The organism is Streptomyces sp. NPDC001770, from assembly GCF_053596135.1.
Genome location: NZ_JBSFFN010000015.1, coordinates 93,227 through 115,401, shown reverse-complemented (window position 1 = coordinate 115,401; position 22,175 = coordinate 93,227). Strand labels below are relative to the sequence as shown.

22 protein-coding genes are annotated in these 22,175 nt (G+C 72.0%); 15 read left to right on the top strand and 7 right to left on the bottom strand.

The annotated features are described in order from the left end of the window. Window positions 1-12 precede the first annotated feature (12 nt). Window positions 13-486, bottom strand: a complete 474-nt coding sequence (locus ACWCSV_RS16105) for an Lrp/AsnC family transcriptional regulator (protein WP_451142670.1) — start codon at window positions 484-486, stop codon at window positions 13-15. Between the two features lie 134 nt (window positions 487-620). Between ACWCSV_RS16105 and hppD the strand changes: the two genes are divergently transcribed. The 3 genes from hppD to ACWCSV_RS16090 all read left to right on the top strand — a co-directional run bounded on the left by hppD (window position 621) and on the right by ACWCSV_RS16090 (window position 4,280). After that, a complete protein-coding gene (hppD, locus tag ACWCSV_RS16100) occupies window positions 621-1,766 on the top strand; it encodes a 4-hydroxyphenylpyruvate dioxygenase (RefSeq protein WP_451142575.1) in 1,146 nt (381 codons plus the stop codon). Window positions 1,767-1,906: 140 nt separating this feature from the next. Beyond that, complete coding sequence (locus ACWCSV_RS16095; RefSeq protein WP_451142573.1) at window positions 1,907-2,722, top strand: DUF4097 family beta strand repeat-containing protein; 816 nt, start codon at window positions 1,907-1,909, stop codon at window positions 2,720-2,722. A 139-nt stretch (window positions 2,723-2,861) separates the two neighbouring features. Beyond that, complete coding sequence (locus ACWCSV_RS16090; protein WP_451142571.1) at window positions 2,862-4,280, top strand: endonuclease/exonuclease/phosphatase family protein; 1,419 nt, start codon at window positions 2,862-2,864, stop codon at window positions 4,278-4,280. Window positions 4,281-4,307: 27 nt separating this feature from the next. Here the strand turns inward: ACWCSV_RS16090 and ACWCSV_RS16085 are convergent, their stop codons facing one another. Next, window positions 4,308-6,053 (bottom strand): tetratricopeptide repeat protein, encoded by a 1,746-nt coding sequence (locus tag ACWCSV_RS16085; RefSeq protein WP_451142569.1) that lies wholly within the window; start codon window positions 6,051-6,053, stop codon window positions 4,308-4,310. A 97-nt stretch (window positions 6,054-6,150) separates the two neighbouring features. Between ACWCSV_RS16085 and ACWCSV_RS16080 the strand changes: the two genes are divergently transcribed. Then, a complete protein-coding gene (locus ACWCSV_RS16080; protein WP_451142567.1) occupies window positions 6,151-7,527 on the top strand; it encodes an FAD-binding oxidoreductase in 1,377 nt (458 codons plus the stop codon). A gap of 23 nt (window positions 7,528-7,550) precedes the next feature. Here ACWCSV_RS16080 and ACWCSV_RS16075 read toward each other — a convergent pair whose 3' ends face one another. Further along, complete coding sequence (locus ACWCSV_RS16075; protein WP_451142565.1) at window positions 7,551-8,042, bottom strand: SsgA family sporulation/cell division regulator; 492 nt, start codon at window positions 8,040-8,042, stop codon at window positions 7,551-7,553. Window positions 8,043-8,255: 213 nt separating this feature from the next. Between ACWCSV_RS16075 and ACWCSV_RS16070 the strand changes: the two genes are divergently transcribed. Then, window positions 8,256-9,749, top strand: coding sequence for an RDD family protein (locus tag ACWCSV_RS16070; protein WP_451142563.1), 1,494 nt, complete (start codon window positions 8,256-8,258; stop codon window positions 9,747-9,749). A gap of 138 nt (window positions 9,750-9,887) precedes the next feature. Then, window positions 9,888-10,556, top strand: a complete 669-nt coding sequence (locus tag ACWCSV_RS16065; RefSeq protein ID WP_451142561.1) for an RDD family protein — start codon at window positions 9,888-9,890, stop codon at window positions 10,554-10,556. A gap of 55 nt (window positions 10,557-10,611) precedes the next feature. On the opposite strand, the gene ACWCSV_RS16060 is transcribed toward ACWCSV_RS16065, so the two are convergent. Then, window positions 10,612-10,899: a hypothetical protein gene (locus ACWCSV_RS16060; protein WP_451142559.1), complete on the bottom strand. Its 288-nt coding sequence runs from the start codon at window positions 10,897-10,899 to the stop codon at window positions 10,612-10,614. Window positions 10,900-11,315: 416 nt separating this feature from the next. On the opposite strand from ACWCSV_RS16060, the gene ACWCSV_RS16055 reads away from it, so the two are divergent. Together ACWCSV_RS16055 and ACWCSV_RS16050 are read left to right on the top strand one after the other, a co-directional pair. Continuing rightward, window positions 11,316-13,664: an immune inhibitor A domain-containing protein gene (locus ACWCSV_RS16055; RefSeq protein WP_451142668.1), complete on the top strand. Its 2,349-nt coding sequence runs from the start codon at window positions 11,316-11,318 to the stop codon at window positions 13,662-13,664. A 123-nt stretch (window positions 13,665-13,787) separates the two neighbouring features. Next, a complete protein-coding gene (locus ACWCSV_RS16050) occupies window positions 13,788-14,132 on the top strand; it encodes a hypothetical protein (protein WP_451142557.1) in 345 nt (114 codons plus the stop codon). Window positions 14,133-14,184: 52 nt separating this feature from the next. Here the strand turns inward: ACWCSV_RS16050 and ACWCSV_RS16045 are convergent, their stop codons facing one another. Continuing rightward, on the bottom strand, window positions 14,185-14,772 hold the full coding sequence (locus tag ACWCSV_RS16045; RefSeq protein ID WP_451142555.1) for an isochorismatase family protein: 588 nt from the start codon (window positions 14,770-14,772) through the stop codon (window positions 14,185-14,187). 127 nt (window positions 14,773-14,899) lie between these two features. Then, window positions 14,900-16,228, bottom strand: a complete 1,329-nt coding sequence (locus ACWCSV_RS16040; RefSeq protein WP_451142553.1) for a nicotinate phosphoribosyltransferase — start codon at window positions 16,226-16,228, stop codon at window positions 14,900-14,902. A gap of 80 nt (window positions 16,229-16,308) precedes the next feature. On the opposite strand from ACWCSV_RS16040, the gene clpS reads away from it, so the two are divergent. The 7 genes from clpS (at window position 16,309) to ACWCSV_RS16005 (ending at window position 21,454) form a co-directional block, all read left to right on the top strand. Continuing rightward, on the top strand, window positions 16,309-16,626 hold the full coding sequence (gene clpS / locus ACWCSV_RS16035) for an ATP-dependent Clp protease adapter ClpS (RefSeq protein WP_327176020.1): 318 nt from the start codon (window positions 16,309-16,311) through the stop codon (window positions 16,624-16,626). Window positions 16,627-16,674: 48 nt separating this feature from the next. Next, window positions 16,675-17,259 (top strand): DUF2017 domain-containing protein, encoded by a 585-nt coding sequence (locus ACWCSV_RS16030; RefSeq protein WP_451142551.1) that lies wholly within the window; start codon window positions 16,675-16,677, stop codon window positions 17,257-17,259. A 492-nt stretch (window positions 17,260-17,751) separates the two neighbouring features. Beyond that, window positions 17,752-19,182 carry an amino acid permease gene (locus ACWCSV_RS16025; protein WP_451142549.1) on the top strand — a complete coding sequence of 477 codons (1,431 nt, stop codon included), beginning with the start codon at window positions 17,752-17,754 and terminating at the stop codon, window positions 19,180-19,182. Window positions 19,183-19,379: 197 nt separating this feature from the next. Further along, window positions 19,380-19,802: a Mov34/MPN/PAD-1 family protein gene (locus ACWCSV_RS16020; protein WP_451142547.1), complete on the top strand. Its 423-nt coding sequence runs from the start codon at window positions 19,380-19,382 to the stop codon at window positions 19,800-19,802. 201 nt (window positions 19,803-20,003) lie between these two features. After that, window positions 20,004-20,132, top strand: coding sequence for a putative leader peptide (locus ACWCSV_RS16015; protein ID WP_451142545.1), 129 nt, complete (start codon window positions 20,004-20,006; stop codon window positions 20,130-20,132). 93 nt (window positions 20,133-20,225) lie between these two features. After that, the gene (locus ACWCSV_RS16010) at window positions 20,226-20,504 is read left to right on the top strand and encodes a MoaD/ThiS family protein (RefSeq protein WP_451142543.1); all 279 of its coding nucleotides are present in this window, start codon (window positions 20,226-20,228) and stop codon (window positions 20,502-20,504) included. Next, a complete protein-coding gene (locus ACWCSV_RS16005; protein WP_451142541.1) occupies window positions 20,504-21,454 on the top strand; it encodes a PLP-dependent cysteine synthase family protein in 951 nt (316 codons plus the stop codon). Before ACWCSV_RS16010 ends, ACWCSV_RS16005 begins: the two co-directional genes overlap by 1 nt. 151 nt (window positions 21,455-21,605) lie before the next feature. Here ACWCSV_RS16005 and ACWCSV_RS16000 read toward each other — a convergent pair whose 3' ends face one another. Beyond that, a complete protein-coding gene (locus tag ACWCSV_RS16000; RefSeq protein WP_451142539.1) occupies window positions 21,606-22,115 on the bottom strand; it encodes a type II toxin-antitoxin system PemK/MazF family toxin in 510 nt (169 codons plus the stop codon). Window positions 22,116-22,175 lie beyond the last annotated feature (60 nt).

Below are 22,175 nucleotides of genomic sequence, written 5' to 3'. Positions count from 1 at the left end.
CACTCCCTCGGATCAGTCGGTGTCCCTCGCGGCCTGCTCCACGAGCGGGATGACGCGCAGCGGGACGGGGTTCTCCATGACGATCGCCGTGGAGGCCCGGACGATGCCATCAAAACCGACAACCCGGTCGATGACGCGCTGAAGATCGGCGTTCGAACGCGCCACGAGCCGGCACAGCATGTCCCCGTGCCCGGTCGTCGTGTGCAGCTCCAGCACCTCCGGTACACCGGCCAAGTGGGCCCGTACGTCGACGCCTTGACCCTGTTTGATCTCCAGCGTCGCGAAGGCGGTGACCGGGTACCCGAGCGCCGCCGGATCCACCTCCGGCCCGAACCCCCGGATGACTCCATTCGACTGAAGGCGGTCGAGGCGCGCCTGCACCGTGCCGCGCGCCACCCCCAGCCGCCGGGACGCCTCCAGCACCCCGATCCGGGGCTCCCGGGCCAGCAGCACGATCAAGTCCCCGTCCAGACGGTCGATCCCCACGGTGCGTCCCGGCCCTTCGGATGTGATGGTCATCATGTACAGACAGCCCGCCCATACTGGCGTCTCACTGGACGGATTGTGCAGCGAAAACGCCAACTGTTGCGCACCTTGCCGCGCGAGGGGAGCCTCGGACCATGACAGAGACTCTGCACACCACGCCCGACACCGCCCGGCAGGCCGACCCCTTCCCGGTGAAGGGAATGGACGCGGTCGTCTTCGCCGTGGGCAACGCCAAGCAGGCCGCGCACTACTACTCGACGGCCTTCGGCATGAAGCTGGTCGCCTACTCCGGACCGGAGAACGGCAGCCGCGAGACCGCGAGTTACGTCCTGACCAACGGCTCCGCCCGCTTCGTCCTCACCTCCGTCGTGAAGGCGTCCACCGACTGGGGCACCTTCCTGGAGGAGCACGTCGCGGCCCACGGCGACGGCGTGATCGACCTCGCCATCGAGGTCCCCGACGCCCGCGCCGCGTACGCGTACGCCGTCGAGCACGGTGCGCGCGGCATCACCGAGCCGCACGAGCTCAAGGACGAGCACGGCACGGTCGTCCTCGCCGCCATCGCCACGTACGGCACCACCCGCCACACCCTCGTCGAGCGCGGCGGCTACGACGGCCCCTACCTCCCCGGCTTCGCCGCCGCCGACCCGATCGTCCAGCCCCCGGCGAAGCGCACCTTCCAGGCCGTCGACCACTGCGTCGGCAACGTCGAACTCGGCCGGATGAACGAGTGGGTGGCCTTCTACAACCAGGTCATGGGCTTCACCAACATGAAGGAGTTCGTCGGCGACGACATCGCCACCGAATACTCCGCCCTGATGTCGAAGGTCGTCGCGGACGGCACCCTGAAGGTCAAGTTCCCGATCAACGAACCGGCCGTCGCGAAGAAGAAGTCGCAGATCGACGAGTACCTGGAGTTCTACGGCGGCGCCGGCGTCCAGCACATCGCGCTCGCCACCAACGACATCGTCGCCTCCGTCCGCGCGATGCGCGCCGCCGGTGTGCAGTTCCTCGACACCCCCGACTCGTACTACGACACCCTCGGCGAATGGGCCGGCGAGACCCGCGTCCCGGTGGAGACCCTGCGCGAACTGAAGATCCTGGTCGACCGCGACGAGGACGGTTACCTGCTCCAGATCTTCACCAAGCCGGTCCAGGACAAGCCGACCGTCTTCTTCGAGATGATCGAGCGGCACGGCTCGATGGGCTTCGGCAAGGGCAACTTCAAGGCCCTCTTCGAGGCGATCGAGCGCGAGCAGGAGCGGCGCGGAAACCTCTGAGCGGTACGCCGGTACGACGCCGGTACACCGGTGGATCAGGTACGCCGGGGCCCGCACCTCCGGCCGGGGTGCGGGCTCCGCCGCGTCATGGCCGGCCCGTCCCGCGTCATGGACCGCCCGTCCCGGGGAAGACGGCCACCATGAACGCCACTTCCTCCCGGACGGTACGCCGCCTGGCCCCCCTGCTGGTGGTTCTCCCGCTCCTCGCCGCGTGCGACGGGCACGACGGGGACTTCCGTACGCACCCCGACGACGCCGTGACCGCCCCGGACCTCGGCGGGGACGCCCGGCTGGTGATCACCACGGAGAACGGGGTGCGGCTCCGCCCGGCCGACGGGAAGCACGCCGTCACCGACCCGCAGGTGGGGGCCCGTTGGTCGCACCGGGGGGACACCTGGGTGCTCGACCTGACCTGCCACGACGCGGACGGTGACGGCGACGTGGACGGTGACGACAGGGACGGCGACGGCGACGACCGCGACGGTGGCGGGACGTGCCCCCGGATGCCCGTGGTCGACGTGCCCGCCCTCGCCTCCGTCACCGTCACCGCCCGGAACGCGGGCATCGACGTGGCCGGGGTCGCCGCGCCGCTCGACCTCACCACCGTCAACGGGGACGTGACCGTCGTACGGTCCGGCCGCGACGGCGCCACCGTCCGGCTCACCACCCGCAACGGTTCCGTACGCGCCGGGGACCTGCGCTCCGGCCGGCTGAACGCCGGGACGGTCAACGGGGACGTGACCCTCACCAGCACCACCGCACCGTCCCCGCTCACCGCCGCCACCACCAACGGCTCGGTCCGGGTGTCGCTGCCGCACAGCGCCCCCGCCTACCGCGTCACCGCCACCACCCGCAACGGCACCACCTCGGTGACCGTGCCCACCACCACCGACGCGGCCGGACCCGCCCTCACGCTCACCACCGTCAACGGCGACGCCACCGCCGGCCGCGACTGACCGGGCGCCTGCCGCGCCGTGCGGGTCTACTCCCCTGTGCGGAAGTGGAGTTGAGAGTTCGGTCCAGTGGCAGGATGCGGAGGTTCACGTCACTCCGTCCGCGCCGCTGCGCGCTGACCGAACCGCTGGAGCCGCCCGTATGTCCCGCACAGCCGTGCTGCTGAGAACCCTGACCGTGCTGCTCCTGCTCGCCGTCCTCGGCGTCACCGGGGGACAGCACGAGGCCCCGGCGTCCGCGGCGCCCCGGACGGTCTCCGAGGCCGCCACCGCCGTCACCTCCACGCCCGCCGCCACCACCCAGCCCCTCCGGGTCATGACCTGGAACGTCTGCGGCGAGGCGGGCGGTGCCACCCCGCTCGACGCGGGCTACTGCCCGTTCCGCCCGTACGCCGCCCTCAAGGCGGACACCATCGCCAAGGCCGCCCAGCGCAGGGACATCGACGCGCTGCTGCTCCAGGAGATCTGCTTCGACTCGCCGCAGGGCGACAGCCATCTCGATCTGCTCAAGAAGGCCCTGGTCGGCGACGAGGCGCCCAGGAGCCCGCTGTGGGAGTTCGCCGTCGCCCCGATGGAGCGGCCCGACGGGCGCACCGACTGCCGGGGCGACCTGCACGGCACCCTGGGCATCGCGGTCGCCGTGAAGGGCCACATCACCGGCACCACGATCACCGAACTCGCCCCGCGCTCGTCCGCGTCGAGCCAGTCGAAGATGCTCTGTGTGCGGGTCGACGGCTGGAAATCCCGCGTGTGCGGGCTGCACATGCCCGCTGGCAAGGCGGACCTGAGCGCCGAGGTGGCCACCGTCCTGGGCGTGGTCGCGGGCGATACCGACCTCGTGGTCGGCGGCGACTTCAACAGCGCGTACCAGGGCTCGCCCACCGGTGACCTGAAGCCCCTCTACGACCGCTTCGCCGAGTGCGACGCCGAGGTCCACACGGCCGGGGAGGCGGCGAACGAACCCACGTTCTACTCCCGCTCCGCCACGGGCTCCGACGGCAAGGTCGACGCGGTGACGTACACCCCGATCAAGCTCGACTACATCTTCTCCACGGCCGGGTTCGCCAACTGCGACTCCTGGACCCAGATGGCCGACCGGGCCGACTACGCGACCACCCTGATGCCCTCGGGCCTCTCCGACCACGCCCCCCTCTACGGCGGACTCGCCGGTGCCGACGTCCCGATGCTCCCCGGCGCCATGACGACCGTTCCGGCCGCCGACGTGCCCGCCTCCACCGGCTGTTACGGCGCGCCGGTCGGCACCCTGTCCACCCGGACCCCGAAGCTCCAGGCGTACGTCGGCCACACCGACCCCGGCGCCCCGGTGCACGGCGAGTTCTCGATCTGGAACAGCTCCGACCAGACCCGGCCGCAGCCCATCGTGATGGGCGAGGCCGGGTCGGCCAGCGCGTCCGTCACCGGGTCGGGCACCGTCTCGGTCCAGGTACCGGCCCTCGAACCGGGCTACCGGTACGGATGGCGAGTCCGTTCGAGCGACGCCACCCACGACTCCGCGATCACGTCGAACTGCTATTTCTGGGTCGCCGCCGACGCGAACTGACCGCCATCCGGCGTCCGCCGTCGCGCGTCACGCCGCCGGGGCCCCCTTCTCCGGCGCGACGGGCACGGCGGACGCCTTCGGTGCCGGGGCGGCGGAAGCGGCCGGTACCGGAGCGGGTGCCGGTTCCGGAGCCGCGGGTGTGGCCGGCGCCGGGGGCTCGGCGGGCGCCTCGCGCTGCGGCTCGGGGGCCGCCGCTGCCGGGTCCGGATCCGGGTCCGGGTCCGGTGCGGCCCCCAGGTCCTGCGGGCCGCCCCCGGCCGGCTCGCCCAGTTTGTCCAGCGCCCGCCGGGCCGCCGGGGCATCCAGCGGCGAGAACGCCGGGTCGGTGCGCAGGGCCTCCTCCAGATGGCGGCGGGCCGCCCCGGCATCGCCCGACTCGGCCTCCATCACGCCCAGGTGGTACGCGTACGAGGCGCTGCGGAGCCCGCTGTCGGCCGCCTTCAGGGCGAACTCCATGCCCTCCTCCGAACGCCCCGCCCGGTGCAGCGCCCAGCCGAGCGCGTCCGCGACCTCCGAGCCGCGCCGCTGCCCCTCCCACGCGGCGCGCAGCCGCGCCACGGCCGCCTCCGGGTCGCCGTGGTCGCTCTCGTAACGGGCCAGCGGCAGCGTCTCGTCCACGCCGTTCCGCTCCGCCGCCGCGGCCATCCTCAGGAACGTCGCGTACTGGCTGGCGGCGTCCCCGTCGAGGTCCGACGACTCGTACAGCTCCGCGAGTTCGAGGGCGTACTCGGGACGCGGGAGGCGCTGGAGCACCCGCTGGTACTCCGCCATCGCCTCGTCGGTGCGGCCCAGGGCGGTCAGCGCGCGGGCCCGGCCGGCGAGCGAGGCGTTGTGGCCCCGGTCGATGCGGAGCGCCGCGTCGTACTGGGCCAACGCCTCCCCGGCCTCGCCGCGCTCACGGGCCAGGTCGCCGAGGCGGTGCAGGGCCTCCGCCTTCTGCGCGGGGGTGACGGAGCGGTCGGCGGCCTCCTGCGCGGTGGCGAGCGCGTCCTCGCGCCAGCCCCGGTCGCGGTACAGCTCCGCGGTACGGCCCAGGGCGGGCGCGCCCTTGCGCAGGGCGGCGAACTTCTCGGTGGCCGTGCCCGCCGCCTCGTAGTCGCCGAGCCCGTTGTACGCGTCGATCAGCGCCGGGTACACCGTCCAGGTGGCGGGCGCGCGGTCCCGGACCGTCTCGCCCCACTTCTTCGCCGCCAGGAAGTCGTGCCGGGCGTCGGCGAGTTCGGCCAGTCCCACCCAGGCCGCGCCGTTGCCGCGGTCGCCCGGCTCAGCCGCCAGCGAGCGCTTCAGGGCCTGCTCGGCGCGCGGGTAGTACCCGAAGTCCGCGGAGCGCCGGGCCCATTCCACGTACGCCGAACCGAGCGCCGCCCAGGCCGGGGCGTCCGCCGGGTGGCTCCGCACCCAGCTCTGCCGGTCGCCGATCAGGGCCGTCAGGTCGGAGAGCGAGGCCGGCGCCCCGGCCGTCGCCGCCGACCGGGCCCGGTCCGCCGCCCCCGGTGCAGCGGCGGGGGGCTGGGCGTCCTCCGGTACGGCCACCAGCGCGCCCGCCACCAGCACCCCGGCGGCCACCGCCCCGACCGCGGCCCGCCGCAGCGAGGTACGCAGGGTGGGGGGAGGGGGCTGCACCTCGGGGCCGTCGGGGGGCGGGCCCCCGTCGGCAGGGTCCCGGGGCGGCCCGCCCTCGGGCGGCTCCTCCCACCCGGGCCCGTCGTGCGGGTGGGGAGGGACGGACGGCATCGTGCGGGGATCCGGGTCCTGCTGCGGCATGACATCCATACGATCACTTTGCGTCAGTACGAAGAGCACACCGCTCACCGGAACAGCCGCCGCAGACGGGTTCACACCATTGGCCGCCGGGTGCCAGGGTGGAAGCATGGACCACCGGGACGATCTCCTCGCACGGCTTCGGGCGGGCCTGCCCGCCGAGGCCCTCCTCACCGACCCCGACGTCACCGCCTCGTACGCGCGTGACATGGCGAGCTTCTGCGACGCCGGAGCGCCCCTGGTGGTCGTGCTCCCACGCACCGTCGAACAGGTCCAGCACGTCATGCGCACCGCGCACGCGCTGCGCGTACCGGTGGTGCCGCAGGGCGCCCGTACCGGCCTCTCCGGCGCAGCCAACGCCTCCGAGGGATGCGTGGTGCTCTCCCTGGTGAAGATGGACCGGATCCTGGAGATCAGCGCGGTCGACCGCATCGCCGTCGTCGAACCGGGCGTCGTCAACGCCACCCTCTCCCGTGCCGTGGGCGAACACGGCCTCTCCTACCCGCCGGACCCCTCCAGCTGGGAGATGTGCACCATCGGCGGGAACATCGGCACCGCCTCCGGCGGCCTGTGCTGCGTGAAGTACGGCGTCACCGCCGAGTACGTGCTCGGCCTCGACGTCGTCCTCGCCGACGGGCGCCTCCTCACCACCGGCCGCCGCACCGCCAAGGGCGTGGCCGGATACGACCTCACCCGGCTCTTCGTCGGCTCCGAGGGGAGCCTCGGCATCGTCGTCAAGGCCGTCCTCGCCCTCCGCCCCAAGCCGCCGCGCCAACTCGTGCTCGCGGCGGAGTTCCCCTCGGCGACGGCGGCCTGCGACGCCGTCTGCCGGATCATGGAACGGGGACACGCCCCGTCACTCCTCGAACTGATGGACCGTACGACGGTCCGCGCGGTGAACGCGATGGCCCGCATGGGCCTGCCCGAATCCACCGAGGCGCTCCTCCTCTGCGCCTTCGACACGCCCGACGCCCCCGCCGACCTCGCCGCCGTCGGCGCGCTCTGCACCGAGGCAGGTGCCACCGGAGTGGTTCCCGCCGACGACGTCGCCGAGTCCGAACTCCTGCTCCAGGCACGCCGGATGTCGCTGACCGCGCTGGAGACCGTCAAGCCCGCCACGATGATCGACGACGTCTGCGTGCCGCGCTCGCGGCTCGGCGCGATGATCGAGGGAACCGCCGCCATCGCCGAGAAGTACGGACTCACCATCGGCGTCTGCGCCCACGCGGGCGACGGGAACACCCACCCCGTCGTCTGCTTCGACCCCGCCGACCCCGACGAGTCCCGCCGGGCCCGCGAGTCCTTCGACGAGATCATGGCGCTCGGTCTCCAACTGGGCGGCACCATCACCGGCGAACACGGCGTCGGTGTCCTCAAGAAGGAGTGGCTCGCCCGGGAACTCGGGCCGGTGGGAATCGAGTTGCAGCGCGGGATCAAGGCCGCCTTCGACCCGCTCGGCATCCTCAACCCGGGCAAGCTCTTCTGAACCGCTCTCCCCGACCACGGGACTCACGCCTCGTTGGAGTCCTGGGGCGCGTCGTCCGGGCCGAACGGGTCGGCGAGCCACAGGTCCTCGGCGGGCAGCGGGGAGAGCAGCTCGGCGAGCTCCCGGTCGAGCAACTCCCCCCAGGGGCCGTCGTTCTCCGTGCCCGGCGGGACCACGGTGAGGGTCCGCTCCAGCCACGCCGACACCGACGCGGACGGAACCTCCAGCAGGGCGTTGCCGTCCGGGGAGCTCAGCGCGACACAGATGACGTCTCGCTGTCCGACCTTCGTCGGCCAGATCCGCACGTCCCCGTGCCCGCAGGGGCGGAACACCCCCTCGATCAGCAGCTCCCGTGCGAACGTCCAGTGCACCGGGGATTCCGAGCCGACGTGGAAGACGATGTGCACGGCGTACGGGTCGTCCGCCCGGTACGTCAACCGGGCGGGTACGGGAATGGAGCGCTCGGGCGACAGGACCAGCTTCAGTTCCAGCTCACGTTCCACGACGTTGCGCATGAGATGCACGACCTTTCGATGCCCAGGGACCGGTCCCGCGACCGGCCCGCACAAGGAGAGAGCGCGCTCCCCGTCCGCGATGACGCGACTTGAAGAGAAAATCTCGAAGCGACCTGAAAGTGGCCCAAACACCAGGACCGGCCCGGGGGAAGGCGGTGGTCTGATAGATGTTGACTCTTGTGTTGCGGCTACGAAGAGATACGGGACCCGCTGATGAGCGCGCCAACTCCGGCACCCGGTGACGAACGCCCCCGTGAGGGGTACTACCCCGACCCCTCCATCCCCGGCTACGTCCGCTACTGGAACGGCGCTTCGTGGGTTCCCGGGACGAGCCGCCCCGCACCGGGGCAGGACGTGAACGCCTCCGCCGCGGGGGCGCCCGCCGAGGCGCACCACGGGGCCGCCGCCCCCGTGGAGGAGACCGGTCCGGTCTTCTTCGACGAGGAGGAAGCGGCCCAGGAGGCCGCCGCCGCAGCCCGGTTCGACCCGTCCCAGCAGGCCCCGGTCCACCCCGGCGGCCTCCCCGTCGAGCGCGCCCACCAGCCCGAGCCCGCCTCCGCCTGGCAGGCCGACTCGGCCCGGCAGGCCGGCTTCGGCAACGACCCCGACCGGCGCGTCTCCTGGGGCGGTGGCCCGGGAGAGGCCCAGGTACCCGGCCAGGGCGCCCGCGGAACCGATCCGCGCGCCGTCGAGCCGGGCCCGGACCCGCGCCGCCCGGCTCTGCCGCACGGTGCCGCACCGGCCGCGCTGCCCGCCGGGCGCGACGGCGGCCACGACGGCCCGGTCCACGCCGCGCCCGACGCCCGCTCCGGCGCACCGTCGCCCGCCGGGCCCCCGCCGCACCAGGCCGCGCCGCCGCAGGCCGCGCCGCCGCAGCCAGCGCGGCACCAGGCCGCCGCACCGGTACGCGACCCCTTCCGCGCCCAGGGCGCCCCGGCCGGCCCCGGACAGGGCGCCACCTCCTGGGCCCAGCAGGGACCCCAGGCGCAGCAGGCGCCCCGGATCCAGCAGGCTCCACAGGCGTACCAACCGCAGCCTCAGGCTCAGCGGGCCCCGCAGGCGTACCAGCCGCAGCAGGCGGCACAGCAGCCCGCGCCGCCCGCCGCCGGCTCCGGGCCCTACGGCGGACCCGGCGCGGCCGGGCCGCAGGCGGCGGAGCCGCCCGTCGTGCCGTGGAAGCCCCCGGTGGACGACCCGTTCCAGCAGATGGCCCGCGCCCAGTCGGCGGGCCGGCCCGCCGGGCTCGGCCGTCGGCTCGTGGCCCGGGTCGTGGACTCGGTGGTGCTGGGCGCGCTCGTCGGCGCGGCCGGGTTCCCGCTGGTCACCGCGGCGATCGACCACATGGACGCGAAGATCGAGGCCGCGAAGCTCTCCGGCCGCACGGTGACGGTCCATCTGCTGGACTCCACCACCACCGGGCAGCTCGGCGGGGTGCTCGTCGCGTTCCTCGTCGTCGGCTTCCTGCTGGAGGCGCTGCCGACCGCGAAGTGGGGCCGGACGCTCGGCAAGAAGCTCCTCGGCATCCAGGTCCGCGACGTCGAGTCGCAGGACGCGCCCACTCTCGGGGCGGCGGTACGCCGTTGGCTCGTCCACGGTCTCCTCGGGCTGCTGGTGATCGGGGTGCTCGACGCCGCGTGGTGCCTGTTCGACCGGCCCTGGCGCCAGTGCTGGCACGACAAGGCGGCCCGTACCTTCGTCGCGGGCTGACCGGCCGTCACGTACGGCCGGGTGACGGACCGGGGACCGCGGCGGGGCCGGCCGTCACCGGTCCCGTCGGCTGACGGTTCGTCACTCGAAAGCACCTGAGCCGTTGCGGGGCCGTGCCCGGCGGGGTGCACTGCCCGCATGAGCAACGACGCGCCGACGCCCGGCCAGCCGCCCGAGGACGACGATCCGTTCCTCAAGAAGCCGCAGGACCCCCCGCCGTCGTCGGGCTCGCCGTACGACGGCGCACCACCCCCGCCCCCGCCTCCGCCGCCCTACGACCCGGGGCCGTACGGCGGCGGCCCGTACGGCGGTGCGGACCCGCTCGCGGGGATGCCGCCGCTGGGCGCACAGGGCACGCGCATCCTGGCGCGGCTGATCGACTTCCTGATCATCTCGATCCCGCTCTATCTGATCTCGCTGCCCTTCGGCGGCGCGGTCGACGTCACCTCCGACAACGGCGACAGCGACGTGGGCAACGCCGTCACCAACACGTACAGCGGGCACCAGTTGATCTGGTCACTGATCGCGCTGGTCTGCTATGTCGGGTACGACACCTACTTCACGCACAAGGACGGCCGCACCCCGGGCAAGAGGCTGCTGAAGCTGCGCGTCGCGATGCTGAGCGACGGCAGCGTGCCCTCCACCAACGCCTCGCTGATGCGGGCGGTCGTGCTCTGGCTCCCGGCGCTCCTGTGCTGCCCGTGCCTGTGGTGGCTCATCAACATCGTGCTGATGTTCACCGACAAGCCGTACCGGCAGGGCCTGCAGGACAAGGCGGCCAAGACGGTCGTGGTCAGTGTCCGCTGAGCGGTGCGCCGGGCGTGCGCGGGTGCCCGCATGCGGGCGGCGGGTGCGCGGGAGGTCAGCGCCGCGCGTGTCCGCCGACGCGCTCCTCGGCGGCGGTGCCGCTCTCCCGGGAGACGCGGGCGGGTGCCCGGTACGGGCGGGTCGCGCCGGCCGGGAGTGGTGCGCGACCCCAGCGGGGCGCGGGGACGGCCACCGCCACCAGCACGCCCAGCGCCAGTGCCGCGAGGCAGACGACGCCCACCTCGGCGGCCGACGAGGCGCCGGTGAGCAGCAGCAGGGCGAAGGCGACGAGGACGACGGTGGCGCACCCGTAGACGAGTTGTGCGGCAGTCGGACGCGGCATGGCGGTATCCGTCCTGGAAGTCGTCGGATGAGGGGCCCGCCCACGCGGCGGGACGGCCCCGGAGGGCCTGGACGGTGGATGCCCGTGAGGGAGGCGGATAAGCCTTGCCTCACACCGACGCCGGTGCACGGGGGGCGCATTGGCTCACGACATGTGCCGATGCGGCTTCAGGACGCGCCGGTTGGCCGAACTGTGATTGTCCGGATACCGGAAGGCGGCTCCTGCATAGTGCACTTGGCCGGTACAAGTCAAGATCTGTCTTTTCTCCAGCAACTCCGATCGAATGTCGTCACTTGTGACGCGTCCACGTGCGCGCGGCCCCCAGTCACCCCCTGGCCGCGTCCGCGAACGCCCGGGGAGGACATCAGGTGACCAGTAAGAGAAGCGGCCTCCGCGCCGCCGCAGTCGTCGTGGCCATGGCCGCGAGCGCGGCCACCGCGTCGACGTTCTTCGTCGCGCAGGCGGCGCAGTCGGCACCGACGGGCGCGCCCGTCGTGAAGAGCCACGACCCGGCTCCGGAGAAGGCCGAAGAGCACAACCTCGAAGGCCCGTTCAGCGAGAAGCAGAACAGCGAACGCCAGGCTGCGCTGGAACAGGTCATCTCGGGCGACAAGAAGGTGACCGACCGCGCCGGCTCCAAGGTCGTCAAGCTCGACGACAAGAAGTACGTCGAGCTCGGCCGCGAGAAGACCGACAAGATCTTCACCATCCTGGTCGAGTTCGGCGACCAGGTGGACAACACGACCATGTTCGACCCGGACGGCTCCGGTCCCGAGGCGCCGGTCGTCAAGTACGGCGGCACGCCCGGTCCGTCGCACAACCAGATCGCCAAGCCCGACCCGAAGAAGGACAACAGCACCGCCTGGCAGGCCGATTACAACCAGGCGCACTTCCAGGAGCTGTACTTCGGCACCAGCGCGACCTCCAACTCGCTGACCAAGTACTACGAGAAGACCTCCTCCGGCCGCTACTCGGTCAACGGCGAGGTCTCCGACTGGGTCAAGATCCCGTACAACGAGGCCCGTTACGGCTCCAACTACTGCGGCGCCAGCAGCTGCGCCAGCGTGTGGGACGCCGTCCGCGACGGTGTCAACGCCTGGGCCGCGGACCAGAAGGCCAAGGGCTCCACCACGGAGCAGATCAAGGCCGACCTGGCCCAGTACGACCAGTGGGACCGCTACGACTACGACGCCGACGGCAACTTCAACGAGCCCGACGGCTACATCGACCACTTCCAGATGGTCCACGCGGGCGAGGACGAGTCGGCGGGCGGCGGTGTCCAGGGCGAGAACGCCATCTGGGCGCACCGCTGGTACGCGTACGGCACCAACGCCGGGGCGACCGGCCCCACCGGCAACAAGGCGGGTGGCGCGCAGATCGGCGACACCGGCATCTGGGTCGGCGACTACACCGTCCAGCCCGAGAACGGCGGACTGGGCGTCTTCGCCCACGAGTACGCCCACGACCTCGGCCTGCCGGACCTCTACGACACCTCGGGCGGCGGCGAGAACTCGGTCGGCTTCTGGTCCCTGATGTCGGCCGGCTCCTGGCTCGGACGCGGCCAGGGCGAGATCGGCGACACCCCCGGCGACATGACCGCCTGGGACAAGCTGCAGCTCGGCTGGCTGGACTACGCCACGGCGAAGGCGGCGACCAACTCCACGCACAAGCTGGGCGTTTCGGAGTACAACACGGCCAACAAGCAGGCCCTGGTCGTCAACCTCCCCGACAAGGAGGTCACGACCTCCGTCGTCACGCCCGCCCAGGGCAGCAAGCAGTGGTGGAGCGGCAGCGGCGACAACCTGTCGAACACGCTGACCCGTTCGGTCGACCTGACCGGCAAGACGTCCGCCTCGCTCGACCTCTCGGGCTGGTACGACATCGAGGCCGAGTACGACTACCTCTACACCGAGGTGTCCACCGACGGCGGCGCCAACTGGACCGCGATCGACGGCACGGCCGACGGCAAGGAGCTGCCGCGCGACGCCAGCGACAAGCCGGCCCTGACCGACGCGTCCGGCGTGTACAAGAAGCTCTCGTACCCGCTCGACGCCTACGCGGGCAAGAAGATCGACCTCCGCTTCCGCTACGCCTCCGACGGCGGAGTGGCCGGAAAGGGCTTCACCGCCGACGCGCTCACCATCAGCGCCGACGGTGCCGTCATCTTCTCGGACGACGCCGAGGGCGACGACAACGGCTGGACGTCGAAGGGCTTCTCGCGGATCGGCGCGTCGTTCACCAACGACTACCCGCAGTACTACATCGCCGAGAACCGTCAGTACACCTCGTACGACGAGACCCTCAAGGTCGGCCCGTACAACTTCGGCTTCACCACCACCCGTCCGGACTGGGTCGAGCACTACTCGTACCAGAACGGCCTGATGGTCTGGCTGTGGGACACCTCGCAGGCGGACAACAACACCTCCGCCCACCCGGGCCAGGGCCTCATCCTGCCGGTCGACTCGCACGCCAAGCCGCTGAAGTGGACCGACGGAACGATCCTGCGCAACAAGATCCAGCCGTTCGACGCCCCGTTCAGCTGGTACCCGAACCAGGGCTTCACGCTCCACAACGCGGACGTGGCACTGAAGATCAAGCCGACCCTCGGCGTCCCGGTCTTCGACGACCACAAGGGCACCTACTGGTACGCGGAGAACCCGACCGGAAGCGTCAAGGTTTCTGACACCAACACGCGCCTCACCATCGTCAACGAGCCGCTCAACGGCTCGACGATCACCGTGAAGGTCGGCCCCTCGACCAAGTAATTCGCATCACCGCAGGTCAGAGCATGATCGGCCGTCGCCCTCTAGCGGGCGACGGCCGATCGTGTTTAGGTGCCTCTTATTCCGATCCTTATTGACACGACGTCTCACGGGGGAGCGCGAACCATGGCAGGCGGAGGATTCAGCAGATTGCCGGACGGCTCGGTGGTGGTGGCACTCACCCTGGCCCGTCCGCCCCACGGGGCCCGTCCCGGCGCCCCCGTACGGATACTCGTCCACGCGGCCAACCGGGCCCGCGCCCTCACCCGGCTGCGCAACCTCGGACTGCGCGCGGTCTACCTCCGGGGCAACAGCCAGCCGCCCACCCCGGACGAGATCACCGCCGTGCTGCACCACCCGGACGGCCTGCTCTGGCGGGAGGCCCCACAGGCCGCCCAGGAGCTCTGGCACCCCATCCGCGCCCTGATGGGCCCGGCCGGACACCCGGGCCCGGCCAGACCCGCCGCGTAGCCTCCCGTCAGGCCCGTCAGGCCCGTCAGGCCCGTCAGGCCCGTCAGGCCCGTCAGGCGACGATCGGCTCGCCCGACAGCACCACACCCGCCGCGCGGAGCTCGTCCAGGGCCCGCGCGGTGGTGGGCGCCGCGACACCCGCCGTCAGGTCGAGCAGCACCTGCGTGGCGAAGCCCTCGCGCGCGGCGTCCAGCGCGGTCGCCCGCACGCAGTGGTCGGTGGCGATGCCCACCACGTCCACCTCGGTGACCTGGTGGTCGCGGAGCCACTGCGCCAGCCCCACCGCGTTCTCGTCGAGCCCCTCGAAACCGCTGTACGCCGCCGCGTACGCTCCCTTGTCGAACACCGCGTCGATCGCCCCGGAGGCCACGGCGGGCGCGAAGTTCGGGTGGAACCCCACACCCTCCGTACCCGCCACGCAGTGCACCGGCCACGAGTGCTCGAAGTCCGGCGTGGCCGAGAAGTGGTCGCCCGGGTCGACGTGGTGGTCACGGGTGGCCACCACGTGGCGGTAGCCGGCCTGAGCCTCACCGATCAGGTCGGTGATCGCGGCGGCCACGTCGGCACCACCGGCGACGGCGAGGCTGCCGCCCTCACAGAAATCGTTCTGAACGTCCACGACGATCAACGCGCGGTGCATGGCGGGTGTCCTTCGGTGGGGGAGCGGATGGCGGGGCGGGGGGTGGTACCGAGCCTAGGGAATCCCGGGCGGACGCGGGAGGCGTACGTACCCTCCGGTACGGACCGATCGCCTGCCGGAGAGGGGCTCAGACGTACTCGGTCGGCAGCACCGGCTCGCCCCGGGACAGCTGCAGCGCCGACATCGGGAGCGCCGCGCGTGCCGCGATGTGCCGCTCGCGGGCCGCCTCCAGCGACTCCCGGGCCACCACCTCGCCGCCCCGCACCAGCTCCACCAGCAGCTGCCGGCCGGCCAGCTCCGCCGGTACCGGACCGGTGCCGACGACCTCGGCCTCGGCGACACCCTGCGCGTCGAGGCGGCGGGCCGCCCACTTGCGCCCGCCCATCGACGACTTCGCGCCCAGCGACTTCTTCGCCACCGGCGTCAGCGGAGCGGCCGGATCGGCGGACGCGGCACGCGCCACCAGCTTGTAGACCATCGAGCAGGTCGGACTGCCGCTGCCGGTGACCAGCTGCGTCCCCACCCCGTACGCGTCCACCGGGGCGGCGGCCAGCGAGGCGATGGCGTACTCGTCCAGGTCCGAGGTGACCACGATCCTCGTCTCCGTCGCGCCCAGCTCGTCCAGCTGCTGCCGCACCCGGTGCGCGACCAGCAGCAGGTCCCCGGAGTCGATCCGCACGGCGCCCAGCTCGGGTCCGGCGACCTCCACGGCCGTACGGACCGCCTCGGCCACGTCGAAGGTGTCCACCAGCAGCGTGGTGTCCCGGCCCAGCGACTCCACCTGTGCCTGGAAGGCGTCCCGCTCGGAGTCGTGCAGCAGGGTGAAGGCGTGCGCACTGGTGCCCACGGTCGGGATGCCGTAGCGGAAGCCCGCCGCCAGGTCGGACGTGGTGTGGAAGCCGCCCACGTACGCGGCGCGGGCGGAGGCGACCGCCGCCAGCTCGTGCGTACGGCGCGCCCCCATCTCGATCAGGCCCCGGCCGCCGGCGGCGGCCGACATCCGGGACGCGGCGGCGGCGATGGCCGAGTCGTGGTTCAGGATCGACAGCACGACCGTCTCCAGCAGCACGCACTCCGCGAAGGAGCCCTCCACCCGGAGCACCGGCGAGCCGGGGAAGTAGACCTCGCCCTCCGGATAGCCCCAGATGTCACCGCTGAAGCGGAAGCCCGCCAGCCATTCGAGGGTCGGCTCGTCCACGACCTCCTGCTGGCGCAGGAACGCGATCATCTCGTCGTCGAAGTGGAAGTTCTCCACGGCGTCCAGCACCCGCCCGGTCCCCGCCAGGACGCCGTACCGCCGCCCCTCGGGCAGCCGCCGGGTGAACGCCTCGAAGACGGAGCGCCGGTCGGCCGTGCCGGCCTTGAGGGCCGCCTGCACCATCGTGAGTTCGTACTGGTCGGTGAAGAGTGCGGTCGACGGCACTCCGACCCGCCGCCCCAGGTCCGCTGAGTTCATGACCGGGATGCTACTCCACATCTCGTCAGAGTGACGAGATGTGGGGTCCGTTTGTGCGCGGTGACCCGTCGAGTGGCAGCATGGGAGGGGTGAGCGTCGCTTCCCCCGTAGAGATCGAACGTCCAGAGTCGGCCGAGGAGACCTTCGCCGTCCCCGAGCCCGACGTCCCCTGGGTGACGCTGGTGCACAACGACCCGGTCAACCTCATGAGCTACGTGACGTACGTCTTCCAGGCGTACTTCGGCTACTCCAAGGACAAGGCCCACAAACTCATGCTCGACGTGCACCAGAAGGGCCGCGCCGTCGTCTCCAGCGGAAGCCGCGAGGAGATGGAGCGCGACGTCCAGGCCATGCACGGCTACGGACTCTGGGCCACCCTCACCCAGGACCGCAACTGACCCCGTACGCCGCCCGCCCCACGCCCCCGCCCCAGTAACGGAGAACCCATGGCCGGCCACTTCGAGGCCACCCCCGACGGCGGCGCGGCCGTCGCGCTCGACGAGGTGGAGATCTCCATCCTGCGCTCCCTCGCCGTCCAGCTGCTCGAACTCGTCGGCCCCGGGGACCAGGCCGCCGAGGGCTCGGACCCGCTCGCCGCCCTCTTCGCCGAAGGCCCCAGCGAACCGCCCGCCGACCCCGCCCTCGCCCGCCTCTTCCCCGACGCGTACGGCAACGACGACAAGGAACTGCGCGAAGCCTCCTCCGAGTTCCGCCGCTTCACCGAGATCGACCTGCGCGCCCGCAAGCGCGAGGACGCCCTCGCCGTCGTGCGCTCCCTCGACTCCGTCACCACCGACGAGGACGGCAGCGGCGAACTCCGCCTCACCGCCGACGAGTCCCGCCAGTGGCTCGGCGCCCTCAACGACCTGCGCCTCACCATCGGCACCCGGCTCGAGGTCGGCGACGACGACCAGGGCCAGGAAGGCTCCCTCTACCGGCTCCCCGACAGCGACCCGCGCAAGCCGATGGTCCTCGCCTACCTCTGGCTCGGCGCCCTTCAGGAGACGCTCGTCGAAACCCTGATGTCCTGACGGTGCCCTGACCGCGACCGGTGCGCCGCGCGTCGAGCGGCGGCGCTCGCCCACCGTGCGGCGGTGTGCCGCCCACCGTGCGGCGGTGTGCCGCCCACCGTGCGGCGGTGTGCCGCCCACCGTGCGGCGGTGTGCCACGCACCGTGCGGCCGATGGGTCGCGCGTCGTGCGGCCGGTGGCTCACGCGTCGTGCGACCAGTGGCTCAGAAAAGCCTCAAATCCGGGTAACGATCCTGTCACCCGGACGGCCGCTTTTGCAGTGGCCCAAAACCCTTGTCCGCTTTTTCCTGTGGTCTGCGCCACAGAATGTCCGAGGGTGCCCCGAGATGGCCGTGATAGATCTTCACGACCACCGGGGGCGCCATCCCTGTTTCCCGGGGGCGCTGTCCGCCGGCCGACCGCCGGCGGCACTCCATCTCAATTCCGGGGGGAACAGGACACGGTCCACGGCCCCACAAGGCCGCGGCCCGTCGTGGAGAAAGGCGCAGCACCATGACATCCGCAGAGGTCGACAGCGGGCAGCCGGAGCGGGAAGCCGCCGGCGCCCACGGAGACGGCGAGGGATACCAGCGCGGCCTGGGCGCCCGCCAGATCCAGATGATCGCGATCGGCGGAGCCATCGGCACCGGGCTCTTCCTCGGAGCGGGCAAGGCCATCGCCAAGGCCGGGCCCAGCCTGATCCTCGCCTACGCCGTCGCGGGCCTGGTCATCTTCTTCATCATGCGCGCCCTCGGCGAACTCCTCATGTACCGGCCGGTGTCCGGCTCCTTCTCGGAGTACGCGCGCGAATTCGTCGGCCCCTTCGCCGGATTCGTCACCGGCTGGACCTACTGGCTCTTCTGGGTCGTCACCGGAATCACCGAAGTGACCGCGGGCGCCCAGTACATGACCTACTGGTTCAACATCCCGCAGTGGGTCTCCGCGCTGTTCTTCACCCTCGTGCTGTACGGGGTCAACCTCATCTCCGTGAAGGTGTTCGGCGAGCTCGAATTCTGGTTCTCGATGGTCAAGGTGACCGCCATCCTCGGCATGATCCTCATCTGCGCCGGAATTCTCACCCTCGGTTTCTCCGACGCCGGGGAAACCGCCTCCGTCACCCATCTCTGGTCCGACGGCGGGTTCTTCCCGCACGGCATCAGCGGCACCCTGATGACCCTGCAGATCGTCATGTTCGCCTTCCTCGCCGTCGAGTTGGTCGGCGTCACCGCGGGGGAGTCCAAGGACCCGAAGACCGTGCTGCCCAAGGCGATCAACACGGTGCCCTGGCGCATCGCCGTCTTCTACGTCGGCGCGCTGATCATGATCCTGTCGGTGGTGCCGTGGGCCGAATTCGAGCCCGGCGTCTCCCCGTTCGTCGCCGCCTTCCAGAAGATGGGCCTGGGCGTCGGTGCCGGGATCGTCAACTTCGTCGTCCTCACCGCCGCCCTGTCGTCCTGCAACTCCGGGATGTACTCCACCGGGCGGATGCTCCGCGACCTCGCCCTCAACGGCCAGGGCCCGCGCGCCTTCACCCGGCTCACCCGCAGCGGCACCCCGCTCGTCGGCACCACCTTCTCGGCCGCGCTCATGCTGGCCGGCGTCTGGGTCAACTACCAGTGGCCCGGGCAGGCGTTCACCTACGTCGTCTCCTTCGCCACCATCTCCGGCATGTGGGCCTGGATCATGATCCTCGTCTGCCAGCTCCGCTACCGCGCCCGCGCCGACCGCGGCGAACTCCCGCACTCCGCGTTCCGGGCCCCCGGCTCCCCGTACACCAGCGGCTTCGCCCTCGCCTTCATCGGCGTGGTCGTCGTGATGATGGCCGTCGACAAGGACACCCGGATCTCGCTGTACTGCGCCCCGTTCTGGGCACTCCTCCTCGGCGTCTCCTATCTGGCGCTCAGGTCGCGCGACCCGCAGAACGCGGCCTTCGCCAAACGCTGACCCCGCGGCCCGCGCGAAGCCGCCCCCGGGCGCCCGGCCCCAACACCCCACCGTGCGCGGTGCGTACCGCCGCCGCACCCCAGGACCATCTCTCCCACGAGCCGCCCGGCCGCCCCAACGGCCCCGGCGGCCGCCCGGCCGGGCCCCGGCCCACCGCACCTCGGTGGGCCGGGACCCGCCTGCTTATCCTGGGCGCCATGCTGACCCTCACCCAGGCCCTGTACGACCAGATCGTCGCGCACGCCCGCGCCGACCACCCCGACGAGGCGTGCGGCGTGGTCGCGGGACCGGCCGGCACGGGCCGCGCCGAGCGCTTCATCCCGATGCTCAACGCCGCCCGCTCGCCCACGTTCTACGAGTTCGACTCGGGCGACCTCCTCAAGCTCTACCGCGAGATGGACGACCGCGACGAGGAGCCGGTCGTCGTCTACCACTCGCACACCGCGACCGAGGCCTACCCCTCGCGCACCGACGTGACGTACGCCAACGAGCCGGAGGCCCACTACGTCCTCGTCTCCACCGCCGACACCGACGAGGCGGGCCCGTTCCAGTTCCGCTCGTACCGCATCGTGGACGGTGTGATCACGGAGGAGGACGTGGAGATCGTCGCGGCGTACTGAGCGGGCGCACCCGGACCCGCGCACGGCAGGCGGCACACCGGAAGCCACGGGCGGCGGGCCCCACCGGGCCCCGCCGCCCGTGCGCGTCCGGCGCCGCCGACGAGGGCGCCCCAGAGCCAGAAGTCCGCATACTGAACGGTCTTGTTCCGTCATGTGAGATCACACTCGGGTTTCCCGAACGGGAATCGATACGATGACCGCATGGTTCCCCATGACGTGAGCGAAATGACGCCGGGCGCACTGCTCGTCGCGCGGCTGCACGTCGACCTGTGCAGGCTTTCCAGTGCGATCTGTCCCGGTCGCCGCCTGCCCACCGGGCCCACGGCCTGAGTCACGGCCCGGGTGCCCCACCCCACGTACCACCACCCGCGCGGGTGCTGAAACGCGCGCCACGCCACCCCGCTTCCGACAGGAGCCCACGCCATGGCCATCGAGGTCCGCATCCCGACCATCCTTCGCACCTACACCGACGGCGCCAAGGCGGTCGAAGGCAGTGGCGAGACCCTCGCCGAGCTCTTCAACGACCTGGAGACCCGGCACAACGGCATCCGTGAGCGCATCGTCGACGGCGAGCAGCTCCGCCGGTTCGTGAACGTCTACCTCAACGACGAGGACGTCCGCTTCCTCGACGGCATCGCGACCAAGCTCAGCGACGGCGACAGCGTCACCATTCTCCCGGCCGTCGCCGGCGGCATGCGCTGATGCGGTACGACTCCCCGCTGGCGGCCGTGGGCAACACGCCCCTGGTCCGTCTGCCGAGGCTCTCGCCCTCCGACGACGTCCGGATCTGGGCCAAGCTGGAGGACCGCAACCCCACCGGCTCGATCAAGGACCGCCCCGCGCTCCACATGGTCGAGCAGGCGGAGAAGGACGGGCGCCTGAAGCCCGGTTGCACCATCCTGGAGCCGACCAGCGGCAACACCGGCATCTCGCTCGCCATGGCGGCCAAGCTCAAGGGCTACCGCATCGTCTGCGTCATGCCGGAGAACACCTCCCAGGAACGGCGCGACCTGCTCGCCATGTGGGGCGCCGAGATCGTCTCCTCACCGGCGGCCGGCGGCTCCAACACGGCTGTCCGGGTCGCCAAGGAGCTCTCCGCCGAACACCCCGACTGGGTGATGCTCTACCAGTACGGCAACCCGGACAACGCGGGCGCCCACTACGCCACCACCGGACCCGAGATCCTCGCCGACCTCCCGTCCGTCACCCACTTCGTCGCGGGCCTCGGCACCACCGGCACCCTCATGGGCGTCGGCCGGTACCTCCGCGAGCAGAAGCCCGACGTCAGGATCGTCGCCGCCGAGCCCCGCTACGACGACATCGTCTACGGGCTCCGCAACCTCGACGAGGGCTTCGTGCCCGAGCTGTACGACGCCTCGGTGCTGACCACCCGCTTCTCGGTCGGCTCCGCCGACGCCGTCACCCGCACCCGCGAACTCCTCCAGCAGGAAGGCATCTTCGCCGGTGTCTCCACCGGTGCCGCCCTCCACGCGGCCATCGGCGTCGGCCAGAAGGCCGTCAAGGCGGGGGAGAGCGCGGACATCGTCTTCGTCGTCGCGGACGGAGGCTGGAAGTACCTCTCGACCGGCGTCTACACGGCCCCGACCACGGAAGCCGCCATCGAGACCCTGCACGGCCAGCTCTGGGCCTGACCGCCCCGGCACCGTGTCCCCGCGACGCCGACGCCCGCACCCCGGGGCGTCGGCGTTCCGCGTACCCGGGCCCTCGCGCAACCCGCGTACCGGCGCAGCCCGCGTACCGGCGCATCCGGGCCCCTCGCGGAACCCGCGTACGCCCCGGAACTCACCCCAGCCCCCGCACCCGCCCCCACAGCTCCGCGTCCACCCGGCCCACCCGGCGCCGGAAGCCGTCCACCGCGACCTCCCGCAGCTCGTCCGTCTCCAGGAAGCTCCGCCGCCCGCGCGCGTCCCCCACCGTCCCGTCCGGCAGCGCGATCACCCCCGGCCGCTCCTCGTGGTGCTTGCTGGTGATCTTCGCGACGACCGCCCGGCCGCCCCGTACCGACAGCACCAGGCACGGCCGGTCCTTCGACCCCGGCCCGTCCTCGTACGGCACCTCGGCCCACCAGATCTCACCCGGCTCCGGGACCCGGCCCGTCCCACCGCGCCGCCCCGGGCCCGACGGACGGCCCGGCGGCCTGGTGCGGCCACCCGGACGCGCACCCGTACGGCGCCCCGTACCCCGTTCGCCACCCCGGCGCCGCGCACCACTCCGGCCCCGGCCGTCCACCACCGACGCCAGCAGCGCCAGCACGACCAGCACGGCCAGAATCACCCACCAGTACGTTTCCATCCCCCGACCGTACCGGCGCCCGCCCCGCCACCGCCGTGCACCGGAACCACCCCCGTACGA

Bases quoted from the DNA above. Each gene is read 5' to 3' on its own strand.
- hppD (WP_451142575.1), top strand. From the start codon at position 621: ATGACAGAGACTCTGCACACCACGCCCGACACCGCCCGGCAGGCCGAC.
- ACWCSV_RS16095 (WP_451142573.1), top strand. From the start codon at position 1,907: ATGAACGCCACTTCCTCCCGGACGGTACGCCGCCTGGCCCCCCTGCTG.
- ACWCSV_RS16090 (WP_451142571.1), top strand. From the start codon at position 2,862: ATGTCCCGCACAGCCGTGCTGCTGAGAACCCTGACCGTGCTGCTCCTG.
- ACWCSV_RS16085 (WP_451142569.1), bottom strand. From the start codon at position 6,053: ATGGATGTCATGCCGCAGCAGGACCCGGATCCCCGCACGATGCCGTCC.
- ACWCSV_RS16080 (WP_451142567.1), top strand. From the start codon at position 6,151: ATGGACCACCGGGACGATCTCCTCGCACGGCTTCGGGCGGGCCTGCCC.
- ACWCSV_RS16075 (WP_451142565.1), bottom strand. From the start codon at position 8,042: ATGCGCAACGTCGTGGAACGTGAGCTGGAACTGAAGCTGGTCCTGTCG.
- ACWCSV_RS16070 (WP_451142563.1), top strand. From the start codon at position 8,256: ATGAGCGCGCCAACTCCGGCACCCGGTGACGAACGCCCCCGTGAGGGG.
- ACWCSV_RS16065 (WP_451142561.1), top strand. From the start codon at position 9,888: ATGAGCAACGACGCGCCGACGCCCGGCCAGCCGCCCGAGGACGACGAT.
- ACWCSV_RS16060 (WP_451142559.1), bottom strand. From the start codon at position 10,899: ATGCCGCGTCCGACTGCCGCACAACTCGTCTACGGGTGCGCCACCGTC.
- ACWCSV_RS16055 (WP_451142668.1), top strand. From the start codon at position 11,316: ATGGCCGCGAGCGCGGCCACCGCGTCGACGTTCTTCGTCGCGCAGGCG.
- ACWCSV_RS16050 (WP_451142557.1), top strand. From the start codon at position 13,788: ATGGCAGGCGGAGGATTCAGCAGATTGCCGGACGGCTCGGTGGTGGTG.
- ACWCSV_RS16045 (WP_451142555.1), bottom strand. From the start codon at position 14,772: ATGCACCGCGCGTTGATCGTCGTGGACGTTCAGAACGATTTCTGTGAG.
- ACWCSV_RS16040 (WP_451142553.1), bottom strand. From the start codon at position 16,228: ATGAACTCAGCGGACCTGGGGCGGCGGGTCGGAGTGCCGTCGACCGCA.
- clpS (WP_327176020.1), top strand. From the start codon at position 16,309: ATGGGAGGGGTGAGCGTCGCTTCCCCCGTAGAGATCGAACGTCCAGAG.
- ACWCSV_RS16030 (WP_451142551.1), top strand. From the start codon at position 16,675: ATGGCCGGCCACTTCGAGGCCACCCCCGACGGCGGCGCGGCCGTCGCG.
- ACWCSV_RS16025 (WP_451142549.1), top strand. From the start codon at position 17,752: ATGACATCCGCAGAGGTCGACAGCGGGCAGCCGGAGCGGGAAGCCGCC.
- ACWCSV_RS16020 (WP_451142547.1), top strand. From the start codon at position 19,380: ATGCTGACCCTCACCCAGGCCCTGTACGACCAGATCGTCGCGCACGCC.
- ACWCSV_RS16015 (WP_451142545.1), top strand. From the start codon at position 20,004: ATGGTTCCCCATGACGTGAGCGAAATGACGCCGGGCGCACTGCTCGTC.
- ACWCSV_RS16010 (WP_451142543.1), top strand. From the start codon at position 20,226: ATGGCCATCGAGGTCCGCATCCCGACCATCCTTCGCACCTACACCGAC.
- ACWCSV_RS16005 (WP_451142541.1), top strand. From the start codon at position 20,504: ATGCGGTACGACTCCCCGCTGGCGGCCGTGGGCAACACGCCCCTGGTC.
- ACWCSV_RS16000 (WP_451142539.1), bottom strand. From the start codon at position 22,115: ATGGAAACGTACTGGTGGGTGATTCTGGCCGTGCTGGTCGTGCTGGCG.